This window comes from Nocardioides campestrisoli (assembly GCF_013624435.2).
GTDB classification, from domain to species: domain Bacteria; phylum Actinomycetota; class Actinomycetes; order Propionibacteriales; family Nocardioidaceae; genus Nocardioides; species Nocardioides campestrisoli.
Genome location: NZ_CP061768.1, coordinates 3,526,224 through 3,539,829 on the forward strand (window position 1 = coordinate 3,526,224; position 13,606 = coordinate 3,539,829).

General features: G+C 73.3%; 15 protein-coding genes and 3 tRNA genes. 3 read left to right on the forward strand and 15 right to left on the reverse strand.

Translation table 11 applies throughout. The features are described from left to right. Positions 1 to 83: 83 nt before the first annotated feature. From nusG to H8838_RS16625, 3 genes are all read right to left on the reverse strand, one after another. Positions 84 to 884: a transcription termination/antitermination protein NusG gene (gene nusG, locus H8838_RS16615; protein ID WP_181313094.1), complete on the reverse strand. Its 801-nt coding sequence runs from the start codon at positions 882 to 884 to the stop codon at positions 84 to 86. 69 nt (positions 885 to 953) lie between these two features. Beyond that, on the reverse strand, positions 954 to 1,223 hold the full coding sequence (gene secE / locus H8838_RS16620) for a preprotein translocase subunit SecE (RefSeq protein WP_181313093.1): 270 nt from the start codon (positions 1,221 to 1,223) through the stop codon (positions 954 to 956). Positions 1,224 to 1,279: 56 nt separating this feature from the next. After that, positions 1,280 to 1,352 (reverse strand) — tRNA-Trp (locus tag H8838_RS16625). Between the two features lie 118 nt (positions 1,353 to 1,470). Between H8838_RS16625 and H8838_RS16630 the strand changes: the two genes are divergently transcribed. Both H8838_RS16630 and H8838_RS16635 read left to right on the forward strand, forming a co-directional pair. Next, the gene (locus H8838_RS16630; RefSeq protein ID WP_185994571.1) at positions 1,471 to 2,706 is read left to right on the forward strand and encodes a pyridoxal phosphate-dependent aminotransferase; all 1,236 of its coding nucleotides are present in this window, start codon (positions 1,471 to 1,473) and stop codon (positions 2,704 to 2,706) included. 5 nt (positions 2,707 to 2,711) lie between these two features. Next, on the forward strand, positions 2,712 to 3,740 hold the full coding sequence (locus tag H8838_RS16635; RefSeq protein ID WP_185994570.1) for an adenosine deaminase: 1,029 nt from the start codon (positions 2,712 to 2,714) through the stop codon (positions 3,738 to 3,740). On the opposite strand, the gene H8838_RS16640 is transcribed toward H8838_RS16635, so the two are convergent. The 8 genes from H8838_RS16640 to H8838_RS16675 all read right to left on the reverse strand — a co-directional run bounded on the left by H8838_RS16640 (position 3,737) and on the right by H8838_RS16675 (position 9,032). Then, a complete protein-coding gene (locus H8838_RS16640) occupies positions 3,737 to 4,780 on the reverse strand; it encodes a UDP-N-acetylmuramate dehydrogenase (protein WP_185994569.1) in 1,044 nt (347 codons plus the stop codon). The genes H8838_RS16635 and H8838_RS16640 overlap by 4 nt on opposite strands. Further along, the gene (locus tag H8838_RS16645; RefSeq protein ID WP_224766205.1) at positions 4,773 to 5,207 is read right to left on the reverse strand and encodes a MaoC/PaaZ C-terminal domain-containing protein; all 435 of its coding nucleotides are present in this window, start codon (positions 5,205 to 5,207) and stop codon (positions 4,773 to 4,775) included. The genes H8838_RS16640 and H8838_RS16645 overlap by 8 nt, the downstream gene beginning before the upstream one ends. Continuing rightward, positions 5,204 to 5,611 carry an FAS1-like dehydratase domain-containing protein gene (locus H8838_RS16650; protein WP_185994568.1) on the reverse strand — a complete coding sequence of 136 codons (408 nt, stop codon included), beginning with the start codon at positions 5,609 to 5,611 and terminating at the stop codon, positions 5,204 to 5,206. The genes H8838_RS16645 and H8838_RS16650 overlap by 4 nt, the downstream gene beginning before the upstream one ends. A gap of 83 nt (positions 5,612 to 5,694) precedes the next feature. Next, complete coding sequence (gene rpmG, locus H8838_RS16655; protein ID WP_224766206.1) at positions 5,695 to 5,865, reverse strand: 50S ribosomal protein L33; 171 nt, start codon at positions 5,863 to 5,865, stop codon at positions 5,695 to 5,697. Between the two features lie 92 nt (positions 5,866 to 5,957). After that, positions 5,958 to 6,031, reverse strand: a tRNA-Met gene (locus H8838_RS16660). 44 nt (positions 6,032 to 6,075) lie between these two features. Then, a tRNA-Thr gene (locus H8838_RS16665) sits at positions 6,076 to 6,148 on the reverse strand. A 49-nt stretch (positions 6,149 to 6,197) separates the two neighbouring features. Next, a complete protein-coding gene (locus H8838_RS16670; protein WP_185994567.1) occupies positions 6,198 to 7,598 on the reverse strand; it encodes an amidase in 1,401 nt (466 codons plus the stop codon). A 21-nt stretch (positions 7,599 to 7,619) separates the two neighbouring features. Next, the gene (locus H8838_RS16675) at positions 7,620 to 9,032 is read right to left on the reverse strand and encodes an HNH endonuclease signature motif containing protein (RefSeq protein ID WP_185994566.1); all 1,413 of its coding nucleotides are present in this window, start codon (positions 9,030 to 9,032) and stop codon (positions 7,620 to 7,622) included. 88 nt (positions 9,033 to 9,120) lie between these two features. Between H8838_RS16675 and H8838_RS16680 the strand changes: the two genes are divergently transcribed. Then, positions 9,121 to 9,750, forward strand: a complete 630-nt coding sequence (locus H8838_RS16680; protein ID WP_224766207.1) for a class I SAM-dependent methyltransferase — start codon at positions 9,121 to 9,123, stop codon at positions 9,748 to 9,750. Positions 9,751 to 9,764: 14 nt separating this feature from the next. Here the strand turns inward: H8838_RS16680 and H8838_RS16685 are convergent, their stop codons facing one another. Genes H8838_RS16685 through H8838_RS16700 form a run of 4 tightly spaced genes read right to left on the reverse strand, consistent with a single transcriptional unit; the run spans position 9,765 to position 13,605 of the window. After that, positions 9,765 to 10,466, reverse strand: a complete 702-nt coding sequence (locus H8838_RS16685) for an LrgB family protein (protein WP_185994564.1) — start codon at positions 10,464 to 10,466, stop codon at positions 9,765 to 9,767. Beyond that, entirely contained in the window at positions 10,463 to 10,822 is a 360-nt protein-coding gene (locus tag H8838_RS16690; RefSeq protein ID WP_185994563.1) for a CidA/LrgA family protein, read from the reverse strand. Before H8838_RS16690 ends, H8838_RS16685 begins: the two co-directional genes overlap by 4 nt. A 10-nt stretch (positions 10,823 to 10,832) precedes the next feature. After that, positions 10,833 to 11,405 carry a DNA-3-methyladenine glycosylase I gene (locus H8838_RS16695; RefSeq protein WP_185994562.1) on the reverse strand — a complete coding sequence of 191 codons (573 nt, stop codon included), beginning with the start codon at positions 11,403 to 11,405 and terminating at the stop codon, positions 10,833 to 10,835. 25 nt (positions 11,406 to 11,430) lie between these two features. Further along, positions 11,431 to 13,605 (reverse strand): DUF4185 domain-containing protein, encoded by a 2,175-nt coding sequence (locus H8838_RS16700; RefSeq protein WP_185994561.1) that lies wholly within the window; start codon positions 13,603 to 13,605, stop codon positions 11,431 to 11,433. Between the last annotated feature and the right edge of the window lies 1 nt (position 13,606).

Here is a 13,606-nt window from a genome sequence, read left to right on the forward strand (position 1 = left end):
CGTACGTCGTGGTCTTGTCGAGCCGGGCACGATCCCGGCTCTGCCACCTGGGTGTTGCTGGTGCTGCTGCGCTGCGCCTGGGCTCAGACCCGCTGGATCTGGCTGAAGCTCAGCTCGACCGGGGTCTCCCGGCCGAAGATCTCGACGAGGGCCTTGACCCTCTGCGACTCGGCGTTGATCTCGGTGATCGTCGCGTGCAGCGTGGCGAACGGACCGTCGACCACCATGACCGAGTCGTCGACGTCGAAGTCGGCCACCTCGACCGGCTTCTTCGCGGTCGTCGGCGCACCGGTGCCCTTGCCGTCGGCGGCGGCCTCGGCCTCTGCCTCCGCGACTGCGATGGCGCTGGGGGCGAGCATCGACTCGACCTCGCTCATCGACAGCGGGACCGGGTTGTGGCTGTGGCCCACGAAGCCGGTGACCGAGGGGGTGTGGCGCACGGCCGACCAGGACTCGTCGGTCAGGTCCATCCGCACGAGCACGTAGCCGGGCAGGACGGTGCGGGTGACCATCTTGCGCTGGCCGTTCTTGATCTCGGCGACCTCCTCGGTCGGCACGACGATCTCGTGGATGTACTCACCCATGTCGAGGGCCTGGATGCGGTTCTCCAGGTTGGCCTTCACCCGCTTCTCCATGCCGGAGTAGGTGTGCACGACGAACCAGTCACCCGGCTTGGCCCACAGCTCGCGGCGGAACCGCTCCAGCGGGTCGTCCTCGTCCGGCTCGTCCGCGGACTCCGCCTCGTCGGACTCTGCTTCGTCGGAGGTCTCCGCGAGGGTGTCCTCCGGGGTCTCGTCGCCGGCCTGCGCCGCGGTCTCGTCGACCGTCTCGACCTCGGCCGTCTCGGCCTGGTCGTTCTCGATCGAGTCGTTCTGCTCAGACACGTGCTGCTCCGTCACTGTGGAAATCGCTGTCGTATAGCTGTTCGGTCCTGCCCCACGCAGGGGCGTGGATCACAGCTCTCCGCCGCCGGTGAAGATCTCGAAGACCAGCTTGCCGAACGCGAGGTCCAGCCCGGCGATCAGGGTCATCATCACCAGCACGAACACCATCACCACGATGAAGTAGGTGATCAGCTGCTGCTGGGTCGGCCACACGACCTTGCGGAGCTCTGCCACCACCTGGCGGAGGAAGGTCACCGGGTCGGTCCGGGTGCTCGCACCGGAGACCTTGTCGGGGCCCTTGCCACCGCGTGGCTCGTGAGCCGCCTTGGTGTCGGACACGTGAGGCCTCCATGTGGGAAGTTGACTGAGTTCTGCTGCAGACGTGGTGCGCCTTGCAGGGCACGAGGGACTTGAACCCCCAACCTTCGGTTTTGGAGACCGATGCTCTGCCAGTTGAGCTAGTGCCCTCCGGATCGTTCTCCACCTCGACTTGCCCGGGGAGGGCAGGCCTCAGCACCTGGAGAAACCACCAGTCCAGGAGTGTACGGGGCCGCGGCACCGTCGTCCAAACGCCTACGATGGGGCCATGAGCGACTCCCCCACCTCGAGCCCGTCCACCGGCAGCCCCCGCGACCGTCGAGTCTCCGCCAGGATCGGCGCGATCGCCGAGTCCGCGACGCTCAAGGTCGATGCGAAGGCCAAGGCGCTCAAGGCCGAGGGCCGCCCGGTGATCGGCTTCGGCGCGGGCGAGCCGGACTTCCCCACGCCCGACTACGTGGTCGAGGCCGCGGTCGAGGCCTGCCGCGACCCGAAGAACCACCGCTACACCCCGGCCGGCGGGCTGCCCGAGCTGAAGAAGGCGATCGTCGAGAAGACCCGTCGCGACAGCGGCTACGAGGTCACCCCCGCCCAGGTGCTGGTCACCAACGGCGGCAAGCAGGCGATCTACGAGGCCTTCGCGGCGATGCTGGACCCGGGCGACGAGGTGATCGTGCCGGCCCCGTACTGGACCACCTACCCGGAGGCGATCGCCCTGGCCGGCGGCGTGCCGGTCGAGGTGCTGGCCGACGAGACCCAGGACTACAAGGTCACCGTCGAGCAGCTGGAGGCCGCCCGCACCGAGCGCACCAAGGTGCTGCTCTTCGTCTCGCCGTCCAACCCGACCGGCGCGGTCTACACCGCCGACGAGATCCGGGCCATCGGCCAGTGGGTCGAGGACCACGACCTGTGGGTGCTGACCGACGAGATCTACGAGCACCTGGTCTACGACGGCGTGGAGACCGGCTCAATGCCGGTGCTGTGCCCGTTCCTGGCCGACCACTGCGTGGTCGTCAACGGCGTGGCCAAGACCTACGCCATGACCGGCTGGCGGGTCGGCTGGATCATCGGTCCCGAGGACCTGGTCAAGGCGGCCGGCAACCTGCAGTCCCACGCCACCTCCAACGTCGCCAACGTCTCCCAGCGCGCGGCCCTGGCCGCGGTCGAGGGCGACCTGGCCGCCGTGGACGCGATGAAGGTCGCCTTCGACCGCCGGCGTCGCAAGATCGTGGAGATGCTCAACGAGGTCGAGGGCATCTACTGCCCCACCCCGCAGGGCGCCTTCTACGCCTACCCCTCGGTCAAGGGCCTGCTGGGCCGCGAGCACGGGGGGCGGCAGATCGACACCTCGGCCGAGCTCGCGGAGTACATCCTCGACCAGGCGGAGGTGGCGGTGGTGCCCGGCGAGGCCTTCGGCTCCCCCGGCTACCTGCGCCTGTCCTACGCCCTGGGCGACGACGACCTGGTGGAGGGCATCAGCCGGATCCAGAAGCTCTTCTCCTGAGCTCCGTGACCGACGCCGCCGGCCCCAGGCGCGACCTCCTGGCCCTGCCGAAGGCGCACCTGCACCTGCACTTCACCGGGTCGATGCGCCACGGCACGCTGCTCGAGCTCGCCGAGCGCGACGGCATCGTGCTGCCCGACTCGTTGGTCACCGAGTGGCCGCCGCAGCTCTCGGCGGCCGACGAGAAGGGCTGGTTCCGCTTCCAGCGCCTCTACGACGTGGCCCGCTCGGTGCTGCGTACCGAGTCCGACGTCCGCCGGCTGGTGAGGGAGGCGGCCGAGGACGACGTGCGCGACGGCGGCCGGTGGCTGGAGATCCAGGTCGACCCGAGCGGCTACGCGGCTCGGTTCGGCGGGGTCACCGCGTTCACCGACCTGGTGCTGGACGCGGTCGCAGAGGCCTCCCGCGCCACCGGCATCGGGATGGCGGTGGTGATCGCGGCCAACCGCACCCGGCACCCGCTGGACGCCCGCACCCTGGCTCGGCTGGCCGCGCAGTACGCCGGGCGCGGGGTGGTCGGCTTCGGCCTCTCCAACGACGAGCGACGGGGCCGGACGTCGGAGTTCGCCCACGCCTTCTCCATCGCCGAGCGGGCGGGACTGCTGCTCACCCCGCACGGCGGGGAGCTGCGCGGCCCCGAGCACGTGCGGGTCTGCCTGGACGAGCTGCACGCCGACCGCCTGGGCCACGGGGTGCGCGCCGCGGAGGACCCGCAGCTCCTGGACCGGATCGTCGCCCAGGGCACGGCGCTGGAGGTCTGCCCGGTCTCCAACGTGGCCCTCGGGGTCTACTCCGACCTCACCTCGGTGCCGCTGCCCGAGCTGATGGCGGCCGGGGCGACGGTCGCCCTCGGCGCCGACGACCCGCTGCTGTTCGGCTCCCAGCTGGCCGGCCAGTACGCCACCATGCGAGCCGCGCACGAGCTCACCGACGCCCAGCTCGCCGAGCTGGCCCGGATGTCGGTGCGGGCCTCCGCGGCGCCGGACGACCTCAAGAGCCGGGTGCTGGCCGAGATCGACGACTGGCTGGCCTAGAGCGAGACGCCGACCAGCACCGGCTCGTTGACCAGCCGGACGCCGTAGGCCTGCTCCACCCGGTCGCGCACCGCGCGGGCCAGGGCGAGCAGGTCGGCGGTGGTGCCGCCGCCGCGGTTGGTCAGGGCCAGCGTGTGCTTGGTCGACAGGCTCACCGGCGCGCCCAGGCTGTACCCGCGGGAGAGCCCGGCGTGCTCGATCAGCCAGGCCGCGCTGGTCTTGACCCGGCCGTCCGGCTGGGCGTAGCGGGGCGCGTCCGCGGGCAGCGCGGCGGCCTGCTCGGCGCTGAGCCGCGGGTTGGTGAAGAACGAGCCGGCGCTCCAGGTGTCGTGGTCGGCCTCGTCGAGCACCATCCCCTTGCCGGCGCGCAGGGCCAGCACCGCGTCCCGGACGTCGCCCAGCGGCGCGCGCTGCCCCACCTCGACGCCGAGGCGCCGCGCCAGCTCGGCGTACCCGACGGGGGCCGAGAGCGAGCCCAGGCGCAGCTGGAAGGTGACCTCGAGGACCAGGTAGCGGTCCGGGTCGGCCTTGAACCGGCTGTGCCGGTAGCCGAAGCCGCAGTCGGCGGCGGCGAAGGTGCGCTGGGTGCGCTCGACCCGGTCCCAGGTGCGCACCGAGGCGATCGTCTGGGCCACCTCCTGGCCGTAGGCGCCGACGTTCTGGACGGGGGTGGCCCCCACCGAGCCCGGGATGCCGGAGAGCGCCTCCACGCCGACCCAGCCGGACGCCACGGCGCGGGCCACGAGGTCGTCCCACGACTCCCCGGCCGCGACCTTGACCAGCACGCCGCCGCAGGCCGCTGCGTCCGGGCCCTCGACGTCCGGGACGACGCCCCGGGTGGCGACCTTGACCACCCGGCCGGCGAAGCCCTCGTCGGCGACGACCAGGTTGGAGCCGCCGGCCACCAGCAGCACCGGAGTGCCCGCGGCGTCGGCCTCGGCGACCGCCGCGACCAGCTCGGCCTCGGTGGTGGCCTCGACCAGCTCGGCGGCCGGGCCGCCGAGGCGCAGCGTCGTGAGGTCGCTGAGCAGCTCAGGCACCCGTGCTCACCCGCACCACCGCACGCGGCATCCCGAGCACCTTCGTGCCCCCGCAGGTGACCTCGAGGGCCAAGGTGACCAGGGTGTCCCCCGCGTCGTCGACCGCGACCTCCTTGACCGTGCCCTGGACGCGCACGCGGGCCGGCTCGTCGGCGGGCACCACGACCGGGGAGGTGAACTTGCCGCCCAGCCGGCGTACCTCGGCGCCGCCGGTCCACTCCTCGACCGCGCGGGCGACCAGCGCCATCGTGTACATCCCGTGCGCGATCACGCCGGGCAGGCCCACGGAGCGGGCGACCTGCTCGTCCTGGTGGATCGGGTTGCCGTCGCCGCTGGCGGCCGCGTAGCGGACCAGGTCGGCCCGGGTCACCTCGAACTCGCGGGGCTCGAGCACCTGGCCCTCGGCCAGTGCGGTGGTCGCGGTCACGCCTGCTCCTCCTCGCCGCGGTGCACCAGCGTGGCGGAGGCGGTGCAGACCAGCTCTCCGGCCTCGTCGGTCAACGTGCTCGTGGTGCCGATGATGTCGTTGCCGCCGATCCGGCGCAGGCTGCTCACGGTCAGCGTGGCGGTCAGGGTGTCCCCGACCAGCACCGGGCGCCGGTAGTCGAAGCGCTGCTCGCCGTGCACGATCCGGTGCAGGTCCAGGCCCTCAGCGTCCAGGAAGGCCTGCATCGCCTCGAAGGCCAGCACGATCGGGAAGGTGGCCGGCGCAGGTCCCCCGTCGTGCCGGCCGCCGGTGGCGGCGGCGAAGTCGGCGACCGCCTCGGCCGTCACGGCGTACGGCGGGGTCGGGGGCAGGCTGCGTCCAACCAGGGAGTCGTCGAGGGGCATGGGGCCAAAATAGCGAGCGACCCGCCCGGTCAGACCGGGCGGGTCGGGAACGCTGTGTCCGAGAAGACTCGGAGCGTGAGAAGTCAGCGGGTCTCGCGGTGCGCGCTGTGCGTGCGGCAGCGCGGGCAGAACTTCTTCATCTCGAGCCGGTCGGGGTCGTTGCGACGGTTCTTCTTGGTGATGTAGTTGCGCTCCTTGCAGTCCACGCACGCAAGCGTGATCTTGGGGCGAACGTCAGAGCTCTTGCTGGCCACGGGAAGTCCTTCGTCGAATGCTTGGTGTGCTGCGTGGTGTGCTGCGGTGCCGGCTGGTCCGGCGTGGTGCTCGTCCAGGTGTTTCGATCTCGTAGCGAGGGCGGGACTCGAACCCGCGACACCACGATTATGAGTCGTGTGCTCTAACCACCTGAGCTACCCCGCCACCGGACAGGGCGCCGTACTCACCAGAGTACGGGCCCGACCCAGAGCCCCTTTACGGAATCGAACCGTAGACCTTCTCCTTACCATGGAGACGCTCTGCCGACTGAGCTAAAGGGGCAACGACGGAAGAGAATACACAGCCCTGGGCCGAGGGTGAAATCGACCCCTCAGTCCTGGATCCGAGGCCAGGGTCGGGCCTCCTCCAGGGCGTACGCCAGACCCAGCAGGAGGGCCTCCTGACCACGCCCCGCGGCGAGCTGCATGCCGTGCGGAAGGCCCGCTGCGGTGGTCGCCAGGGGCAGGCTCACGGCGGGCTCCCCGGTGGCGTTCTGGAGCGGCGTGAAGGCGACCCAGTCCATGAGCCGGTCGATGACCTCCTCGTAGTCCCGGGTGGGGTCGAGGTGGCCGACCTGGGGCGTCTCGGTGGCCAGCGTCGGGGTCAGGGTGACGTCGTAGCGGGCGTAGTGGCGGCGGGAGAACCGCTCGGAGCCCGCCATCGCAGCCATCGCCACCGGGAGCTTGTGCAGGTTCCGCTGGCAGTGCCGGGCCAGCCCCAGGGTGAGGTTGTCCAGGTTGGCCGGGTTCCAGGAGTCGCCGTGGGTGCGGCGCCCGGTGCGGACCAGGAAGAGCGACAGCATCGACCAGTAGAGCAGGAACTGGTCGGCGAACCAGTCCGGCACGGGCGGGTCGATGTGCTCCACGTCGTGGCCCATCGACTCCAGCAGGGAGGCGGTCTTGAGGGTGAGCTCGCGCACCTCCGGCGAGGCCGCGCGGCCCACGCCCTCGGTCGCCACGGCGATCCGCAACCGCCGGTCCAGCGGGCGGGTGACGTCGCCCACCGGGGGCAGGGCGGGGTTGCGGTAGATGCGCTCGGACTCGCGCAGGAACGCCGCAGTGTCGCGCACGGTGCGGGTCAGCACGCCGTCGGCGACGATCCGGACCGGCATGTTGCGGTGCAGCGCGTCCTGCGGGACCCGGTCGCGGGTGGGCTTGAGCCCGACCAGTCCGTTGACGGCCGCCGGGATCCGGATCGACCCGCCGCCGTCGTTGGCGTGGGCGAGCGGCACCGCCCCGGAGGCGACCAGGGCGGCCGAGCCGGCCGACGAGGCGCCGGCGTAGTGGTCGTGGTGCCAGGGGCTGCGCACCGGGCCGAGGCGTGGGTGGTCGACGGCGCCGGAGAAGCCGAACTCCGAGAGCCGGGACTTGCCGATCGGCACCACGCCCGTGGCGAGGAACATCCGGGCGAAGTCGCCGTCGCGCTGCGCGGGCGGGGAGACGAAGGCGTCGGTGCCGTGCTGGGTGGGCAGGCCGGCCAGGTCGGCGTTGTCCTTGACCACGGTCGGGATGCCGGAGAAGTAGCCGCCGCGCGGGTCGCGGGCCCGGTGCCGCGCCAGGTCGAACATCTCCACCGCCAGGGTGCCGAGGTGCTCGTCCACCTCCAGGGTGCGCGCGATCGAGGCCTCCACCAGCTCGCTCGATGAGACCTCGCCCCGGTGCAGGAGCTCGACCAGTCCGACGGCGTCGTGGTCGAGCAGGGCGTCCTCGGCGTAGGCGTGGCGTCGCGTCATGCGACCGGACAGTAACCTTCGTCACCACACCAGTCGAGGATCCGGCGTCTCCACCGGCGTGGTGCCGGCCGGGCCGACCAGCACGTACCTGCCGTGCGGACTGCGCCAGAGCCATCGGGCTCGGCCCACCTGCCAGACCTGCGCACGGGCGTGCGTCTTCCACCGGTGGTGGCGCCGCAGCAGCGGGTGGGAGTTGTGGGTGCCGGTCTGCCCGGGCGGACCCCCGCGGCTCCAGGGGCGCACGTGGTCCAGGTCCACGTGGCGGCTGCTCGTGCCCGACCAGGGGAACCGCTCCCCGCCGGCGCGGAGCCAGACCCGCTCGCGCATCGACTCGGGGTGCTCGTACGCGGTGACCCGCACGTCCTCGGCCAGGTTGACCACCGGCTTCAGCTCGACCTGGGCGTGCCTGAGCAGTCCGCGGAGCTGGGCGACCAGCAGCGGGCCGTGCTCCTCGAGCCGGGCCACCGCTCGGTCGGCGTCGGCCAGGCCGGCGGCGGTGACGTGCAGGTAGAGGCGCGCCCGGGGGCGTAGTCGCGCGGGGTTGATCGTGCGCAGGGCCGCGAGCAGGTCGGCGGGGAAGGCGGTGGTCCGGGAGGTGTCGGGCGGCTCGTCGTCCTGCTCCGCGTGCTCCAGGAGCAGCCGCAGCAGCTCGGCGGGCCGGGCCAGCCAGCCGAACGCCTCGGACCGCAGCACGTCGTCCGTGGGCTGCTCGTGCACCGACACCCCGGCCTCGTGCAGCCGCCCACGGAGGATCTCGGCGACCCGGTGGACCATCGCGTCCACGTAGACCGCGTCGCCGGCCTCCACCCGGGCGATGACGTGCCGCAGACCGACCTCGTCGGTGCGGGAGAGGGTGACGTGCCGCCGTCCTCGCTCGAGGGCCACCCGGTGCGCGTGTGCCTCGGGGTCCGCCTCGATCACCTTCGCCCTCGCGAGCTCCAGCACCCGGGACGGCGCCTCCCCCGCGATCGCCCGGGCGACGGCGGCGTCGACCACGCCGACGTCGCGCCTTGCCAGCGACCGGGAGAGGACGGCGACCTTGCGGGCCACCCAGACTTCGGCCTCGAGCGCCTCGACCACCGCCCAGACCCGGGGCAGGCGGTGCTGCAGGTCGAGCACGTCGGCGATCGCGGCGCGGGCGGTCGCCCACCCGACCTGTCGCACCAGCGCCAGCTCGCCCGGGCAGAGGTCGCGGACCCACGGCGTCCCCTCGCCGCCGAAGGGGACGAGCCGCTCGGCGGGCGACGCCGTCGGGTCCGTGCGGGGGTCCGTGCTGTTCAGCACCGCCCAGTGGCCGGCAAGCCGCAGCTCCGCGACCTCGGCCGCGCGGCGCTCCTTGAGCACCCGGACGGACTCCGCCAGCACGCCGGCGGCGTCCAGCTCGTCGACGCGCTCGGGAGAGAGCATCGAGGCGGGCGCGGACGGTGTCACCATGACTCATCCTCTCTCGAACTGTTGTTCGAATACCACGCTGGGACCATCATCCGGACGCCTTCGCCGACCCGCCTGCGAGCATGGCCCCGTGCAGACCCAACCGGGCTACGACGCCCTCGCGAGCGCGTACGACGAGGCGTTCCCGACCGGCTACGCCACCCTCGTGGAGCGGCACGTCGTGGCGCTCTTCGCCGAGGAGCTGCTGGCCGACGGACCGGCGGGGCCGGTGGTGGACCTCGGGTGGTGCGGGGCAGGACACATCACCCACGACCTCGACCGGCGCGGACTGGACGTGCTGGGAGTCGACCCCTCGACCGGCATGCTCGACCTCGCACGTCGGCGCTACCCGCAGCTGCGCTGGCACCGGGACGACGCGGCTCTGGGGCGACTGCCCGTGGACCTGTCCCCCCTCGGCGGGATCCTGGCCCGGTTCAGCCTGATCCACGTGGCCCCGGAGACCGTGCCGGAGGTGCTGGCGGCGTGGGCCGCCCGGCTCCGGCCCGGCGCCTCCGTCCTGGTGGCGTTCCAGGTCAGCGAGGACCCGGGCAGCCCCGTGCTCGAGTTCGACCACGCCGTCGCCAGGGCGTGGCGGTGGCACCCCGACGCGATGGCCGCGGCTCTGGCCGAGGCGGGCCTTTCCGAACGATGGCGCCTGGTGAGCCAGCCGGACGACTCCAACCGCTTCAGCACCTGCCACCTGGCGTGCCGGCTCGCGTGAGCGCCCTCGGCGACTCAGAGCAACCAGACCAGCACCGGCATCAGCAGGCTGGTGACCAGCGCCGTCAGCCCCATCGAGAGCCCGGAGAAGGCGCCCTCGACCTCGTCCTCGTGCAGGGCGCGGGAGGTGCCGATGCCGTGCGAGGAGGCGCCGATCGCCAGGCCCCGGGCGCGGCGGTCCCGCACCCGGGCCAGGGTGAGCACGGTGGGCCCGGCGACCGCGCCGAGCACCCCGGCGAGCACGGTGACCACGGCGGTGAGCGCCGGGATCCCGCCCGCCTCCTCGGCGAGCGCGATCGAGACCGGGGTGGTCGCCGCCTTGGGCGCCAGGGTCAGGGCCAGCTCCTCCCCTCCCCCGAGCAGCGTGACCAGGCCGTAGGCGGAGAGCATCGAGACCAGCGCGCCCAGCGGGATCGCCACCAGCATCGGGCCCGCCATGCCGTGCAGGCGGCGTACCTGCCGGTGCAGCGGGACCGCCAGCGCCACCGTCGCCGGACCCAGCCAGAAGCTCACCAGCCAGGCGCCGTCGGCGTACGTCGCGTAGTCGACGTCGGCGAGCGTGATCGCGGCCGCCGCGACCACGATCGCCACCAGCACCGGCTGGGCCAGCGGGTGGCCGCCGGTGCGCTCCCGCAGCCACAGGCCGAGCCGGTAGCCCAGCAGGGTGACCAGGACGCACGCCAGCGGCGAGGTGGCCAGCTCGCGCCACTCGCTCACCGCACCGCCCGCCGTCCCAGCAGGGAGACCGTCCAGCCCACGACCAGCAGCCCGACCAGCCAGGAGCCCACCAGGGCCACGGTGATCGGCAGCGCCTCCTCGCGCAGCACGGCGACGTAGGCGACCACCCCGACGCCGGCCGGGACGAAGAAGAGCTGGAGGTGGCGCAGCAGCACGTCCGCGGCGCGCAGGGTTCCCGAGGCGCTGCCCGGATGGTCCTCCGGCTGGCGCAGCTGGAGCAGCGCGAAGAGCAGCACCATGCCGACCACCGGCCCCGGCACGGGCAGGCCGGCGAGGCGCACCAGCACCTCGCCGAGGAGCTGGCAGGCCAGCAGCACGGTCAACCCTCGGAGCATCCCGGCCGCCTCAACAGGCCCCGCGCCGGTGGCAGCCGGGCAGGTGCGGGTCGAAGAGGCCGATCGCCTCCATCAGGGCATGCATGGTGGTCGGGCCGACGAAGACGAAGCCGTGCCGCTTCAGCGCCTTCGACAGCGCGATCGACTCCGCCGAGGTGGTCGCCGCCTGCGGCTCCACGGGCGAGGCCGGGCGGTGTGCCTGGACCAGCTGCTCGAGGCCGCCGTGCTCCCGCAGGGCGACCGCGGCCCGGGCGTTGGTGATCGCCGCCTCGATCTTGCGCCGGTTGCGGACGATCCCCGCGTCGGCCATCAGCCGCTCGACGTCGCCTTCGTCGTACGCCGCGACGACGTCGGCCTCGAAGTCGGCGAACGCCACCCGGAACGCGGGGCGCTTGGTGAGGATGGTCAGCCAGGAGAGCCCGGACTGGAACGCCTCCAGGGTGATCCGCTCGAGGTACGCGGACTCCCCGCGGATCGGCACCCCCCACTCGGTGTCGTGGTACGCCGTGTTGACCGGGTTCCCGGCCGCCCAGGGGCAGCGGGCGAGGCCGTCATCGCCGACGACCACCGAGAGCTGGCTCATGGGCGACGAGTCTGCCACCGGTGCCTCACGGCAGGGGGACCCGGATGAATCGGGGGCGGTACTCCATCGGGTCGGCCAGCACCTCGCCGACCGAGGTGCGGTTGCGGCTGTAGGAGACGACCACGCTGTCGGGCTCCGGCAGCAGGTCGGGGTGGGCCAGCGGCATGTACCGCAGGTGCCCGGTCTCCACGTTCGAGGGCAGCGGGGCGACCGGGCGACCGTCGTCGAAGGGCCCCCAGGGCTCGGGGGCGCTCCACACGGCCACCTCGGAGCCCAGGAAGTCGTCCCGCTTGCTCACCGCGTACCAGGTCCCCTTCCGCTCGAAGACCGAGAGGGTCTGCGACGTCCCACCCTGCGCGGGGATGAGCTCGACGGCGTCCTCCTCCGACCTGGACCAGCCGCGGCCGTCCCAGTAGCGCCAGGCACCGAGGTCCTGGACCTGCTCGGGACGCACCCGGGCCAGCCGCAGCGAGTAGCCGAAGGTGAGCTCCTCGCCGCTGCTCGCCGTCCCGTAGACGTAGGCCCAGCCGTCGCGGACCACCGACGCGGCGCCCCAGACCGGGCGCGTGGGGTCGGCCCGGTCGGGCCCGAGGTCGGTGACCGAGACGAGCTGCGGCGCGCGCCCGGGAGCCACGATGAAGACGGCCACCGCGCCTCCCAGGACCTCGAAGTCGAACGGGCCCTCCCCGGTCGTGCGCACCCGCTGGGCAGCGACCGCGACCAGGTCGTAGCCCGGTCGGGGGCTGACGTTGACCGACATCGGCCAGTAGCCGACGCTCGGCCGGCCGGGCCCTCGAGGGCGGTCGGGGATGACGGCCCCGCCGTCGGCGGGCAGGACCCCCTGGATGCAGTCCGGGCCCAGGAGCAGCATCGAGTTGCGGACGAAGGTCTGGGCGCCGTCCTCGAACCTGCGCAGGGTGTCCCCGAAGACGACCACCCGTCGCCCGTCCTGGAGCAGACCGCTCGCGCCGACGTCGCCCCCGCGGAACACCCCCGAGCCGCGGACCTTGCGCGAGATGCGGTTGAGGTCCTGCACGCTGTCCACGCCCCCGGTGGCCACGCACCGGGTCTGCGTCGCGCCGTCGGGGACAGGGGCGGCCGCAGGCAGGTCGCCCGGGGCGACCAGGGTGAGCACCAGGGCGAGCACCGCGGCGCTCGGAAGGACCACGGCCGCCACCCGGAGCCGCCACCCGCGCGCCCTCGGCGGCCGGGAGGTCCGCGACGACGGGCCCGCCGCCGAGCGCGCCCGCTCGCGCCGGGCGGCCACCATGGCCAGGGCCGCGAGCGCGAACCAGGCGACCAGCACGAGCGCGGCCCGGATCGCGCCCGCGCCGCCGAAGAGCGCGACCCCCTCGAGGGCCTGCCGGGTGGCGCCCGAGGGGCTCCAGTCCTCCAGCAGCCGCCAGGGCTGAGGGAGCACGGAGGCGTCCACGCCCAGCAGCAGCGGCGCGGACAGGACGACGAACAGCGAGACGCTCAGCGCCATCCCGCCGAGTCCGAGCAGGGCCCCCAGCGCGAGGGTGAGGGTCGCCGGCAGCAGCATCGCCGCCCCCAGCACCCCTGCCAGCGCCACCCGCTGCGCCCCGGTCACGTCGAAGAACACCCAGGCCGCGACGGCGCCCACGACCAGGCTGCCCACGGCCAGCGCCGCCACCCGGCGCACCCCGCTGCGCAGCCTCGCCGGCGCGGGGCCGAAGAGCAGCGAGACCACCATGGCGACGAGGATCCCCAGCACGCTCGCGGCGACGCCGAGCGCCGAGGTCGTCGTCCGCGGGACGTCGGAGAGCGAGGTGGTGGAGACCCGCATCGTGCGTCCGTTGGCCCGCAGCACCTGCCGGACCTGCTCCTCGACGGCCTCGTTGAGCTGCGGGGCGCGACGGTCGTTGAGGACCAGCTCGTCCTCGGTCGACGCCAGGTCCATCACCAGGGCGCCGACGACCCGGCCCTCGGCGACGTCGCGCCGCGCGTCGTCCTCGCTCGTCGCCGGCACCCCGGCCAGCGGCGCACCCGGCAGGGCGTCGGCCCGGTCCACCAGGGCCGAGCTCACCACCCCGGGGGCGACGATCGAGAAGGGAGCCTCGTGCAGCCGCGGGTCGGCCGCGGGAGGGATGAGCAGGGCGAGCAGGACGCCGGGCACCAGCAGGAGCGCCGCGGAGAGCACGAGCACCCGCGGCGGCAGGGCGTGGGCGAGTGGGCTCACC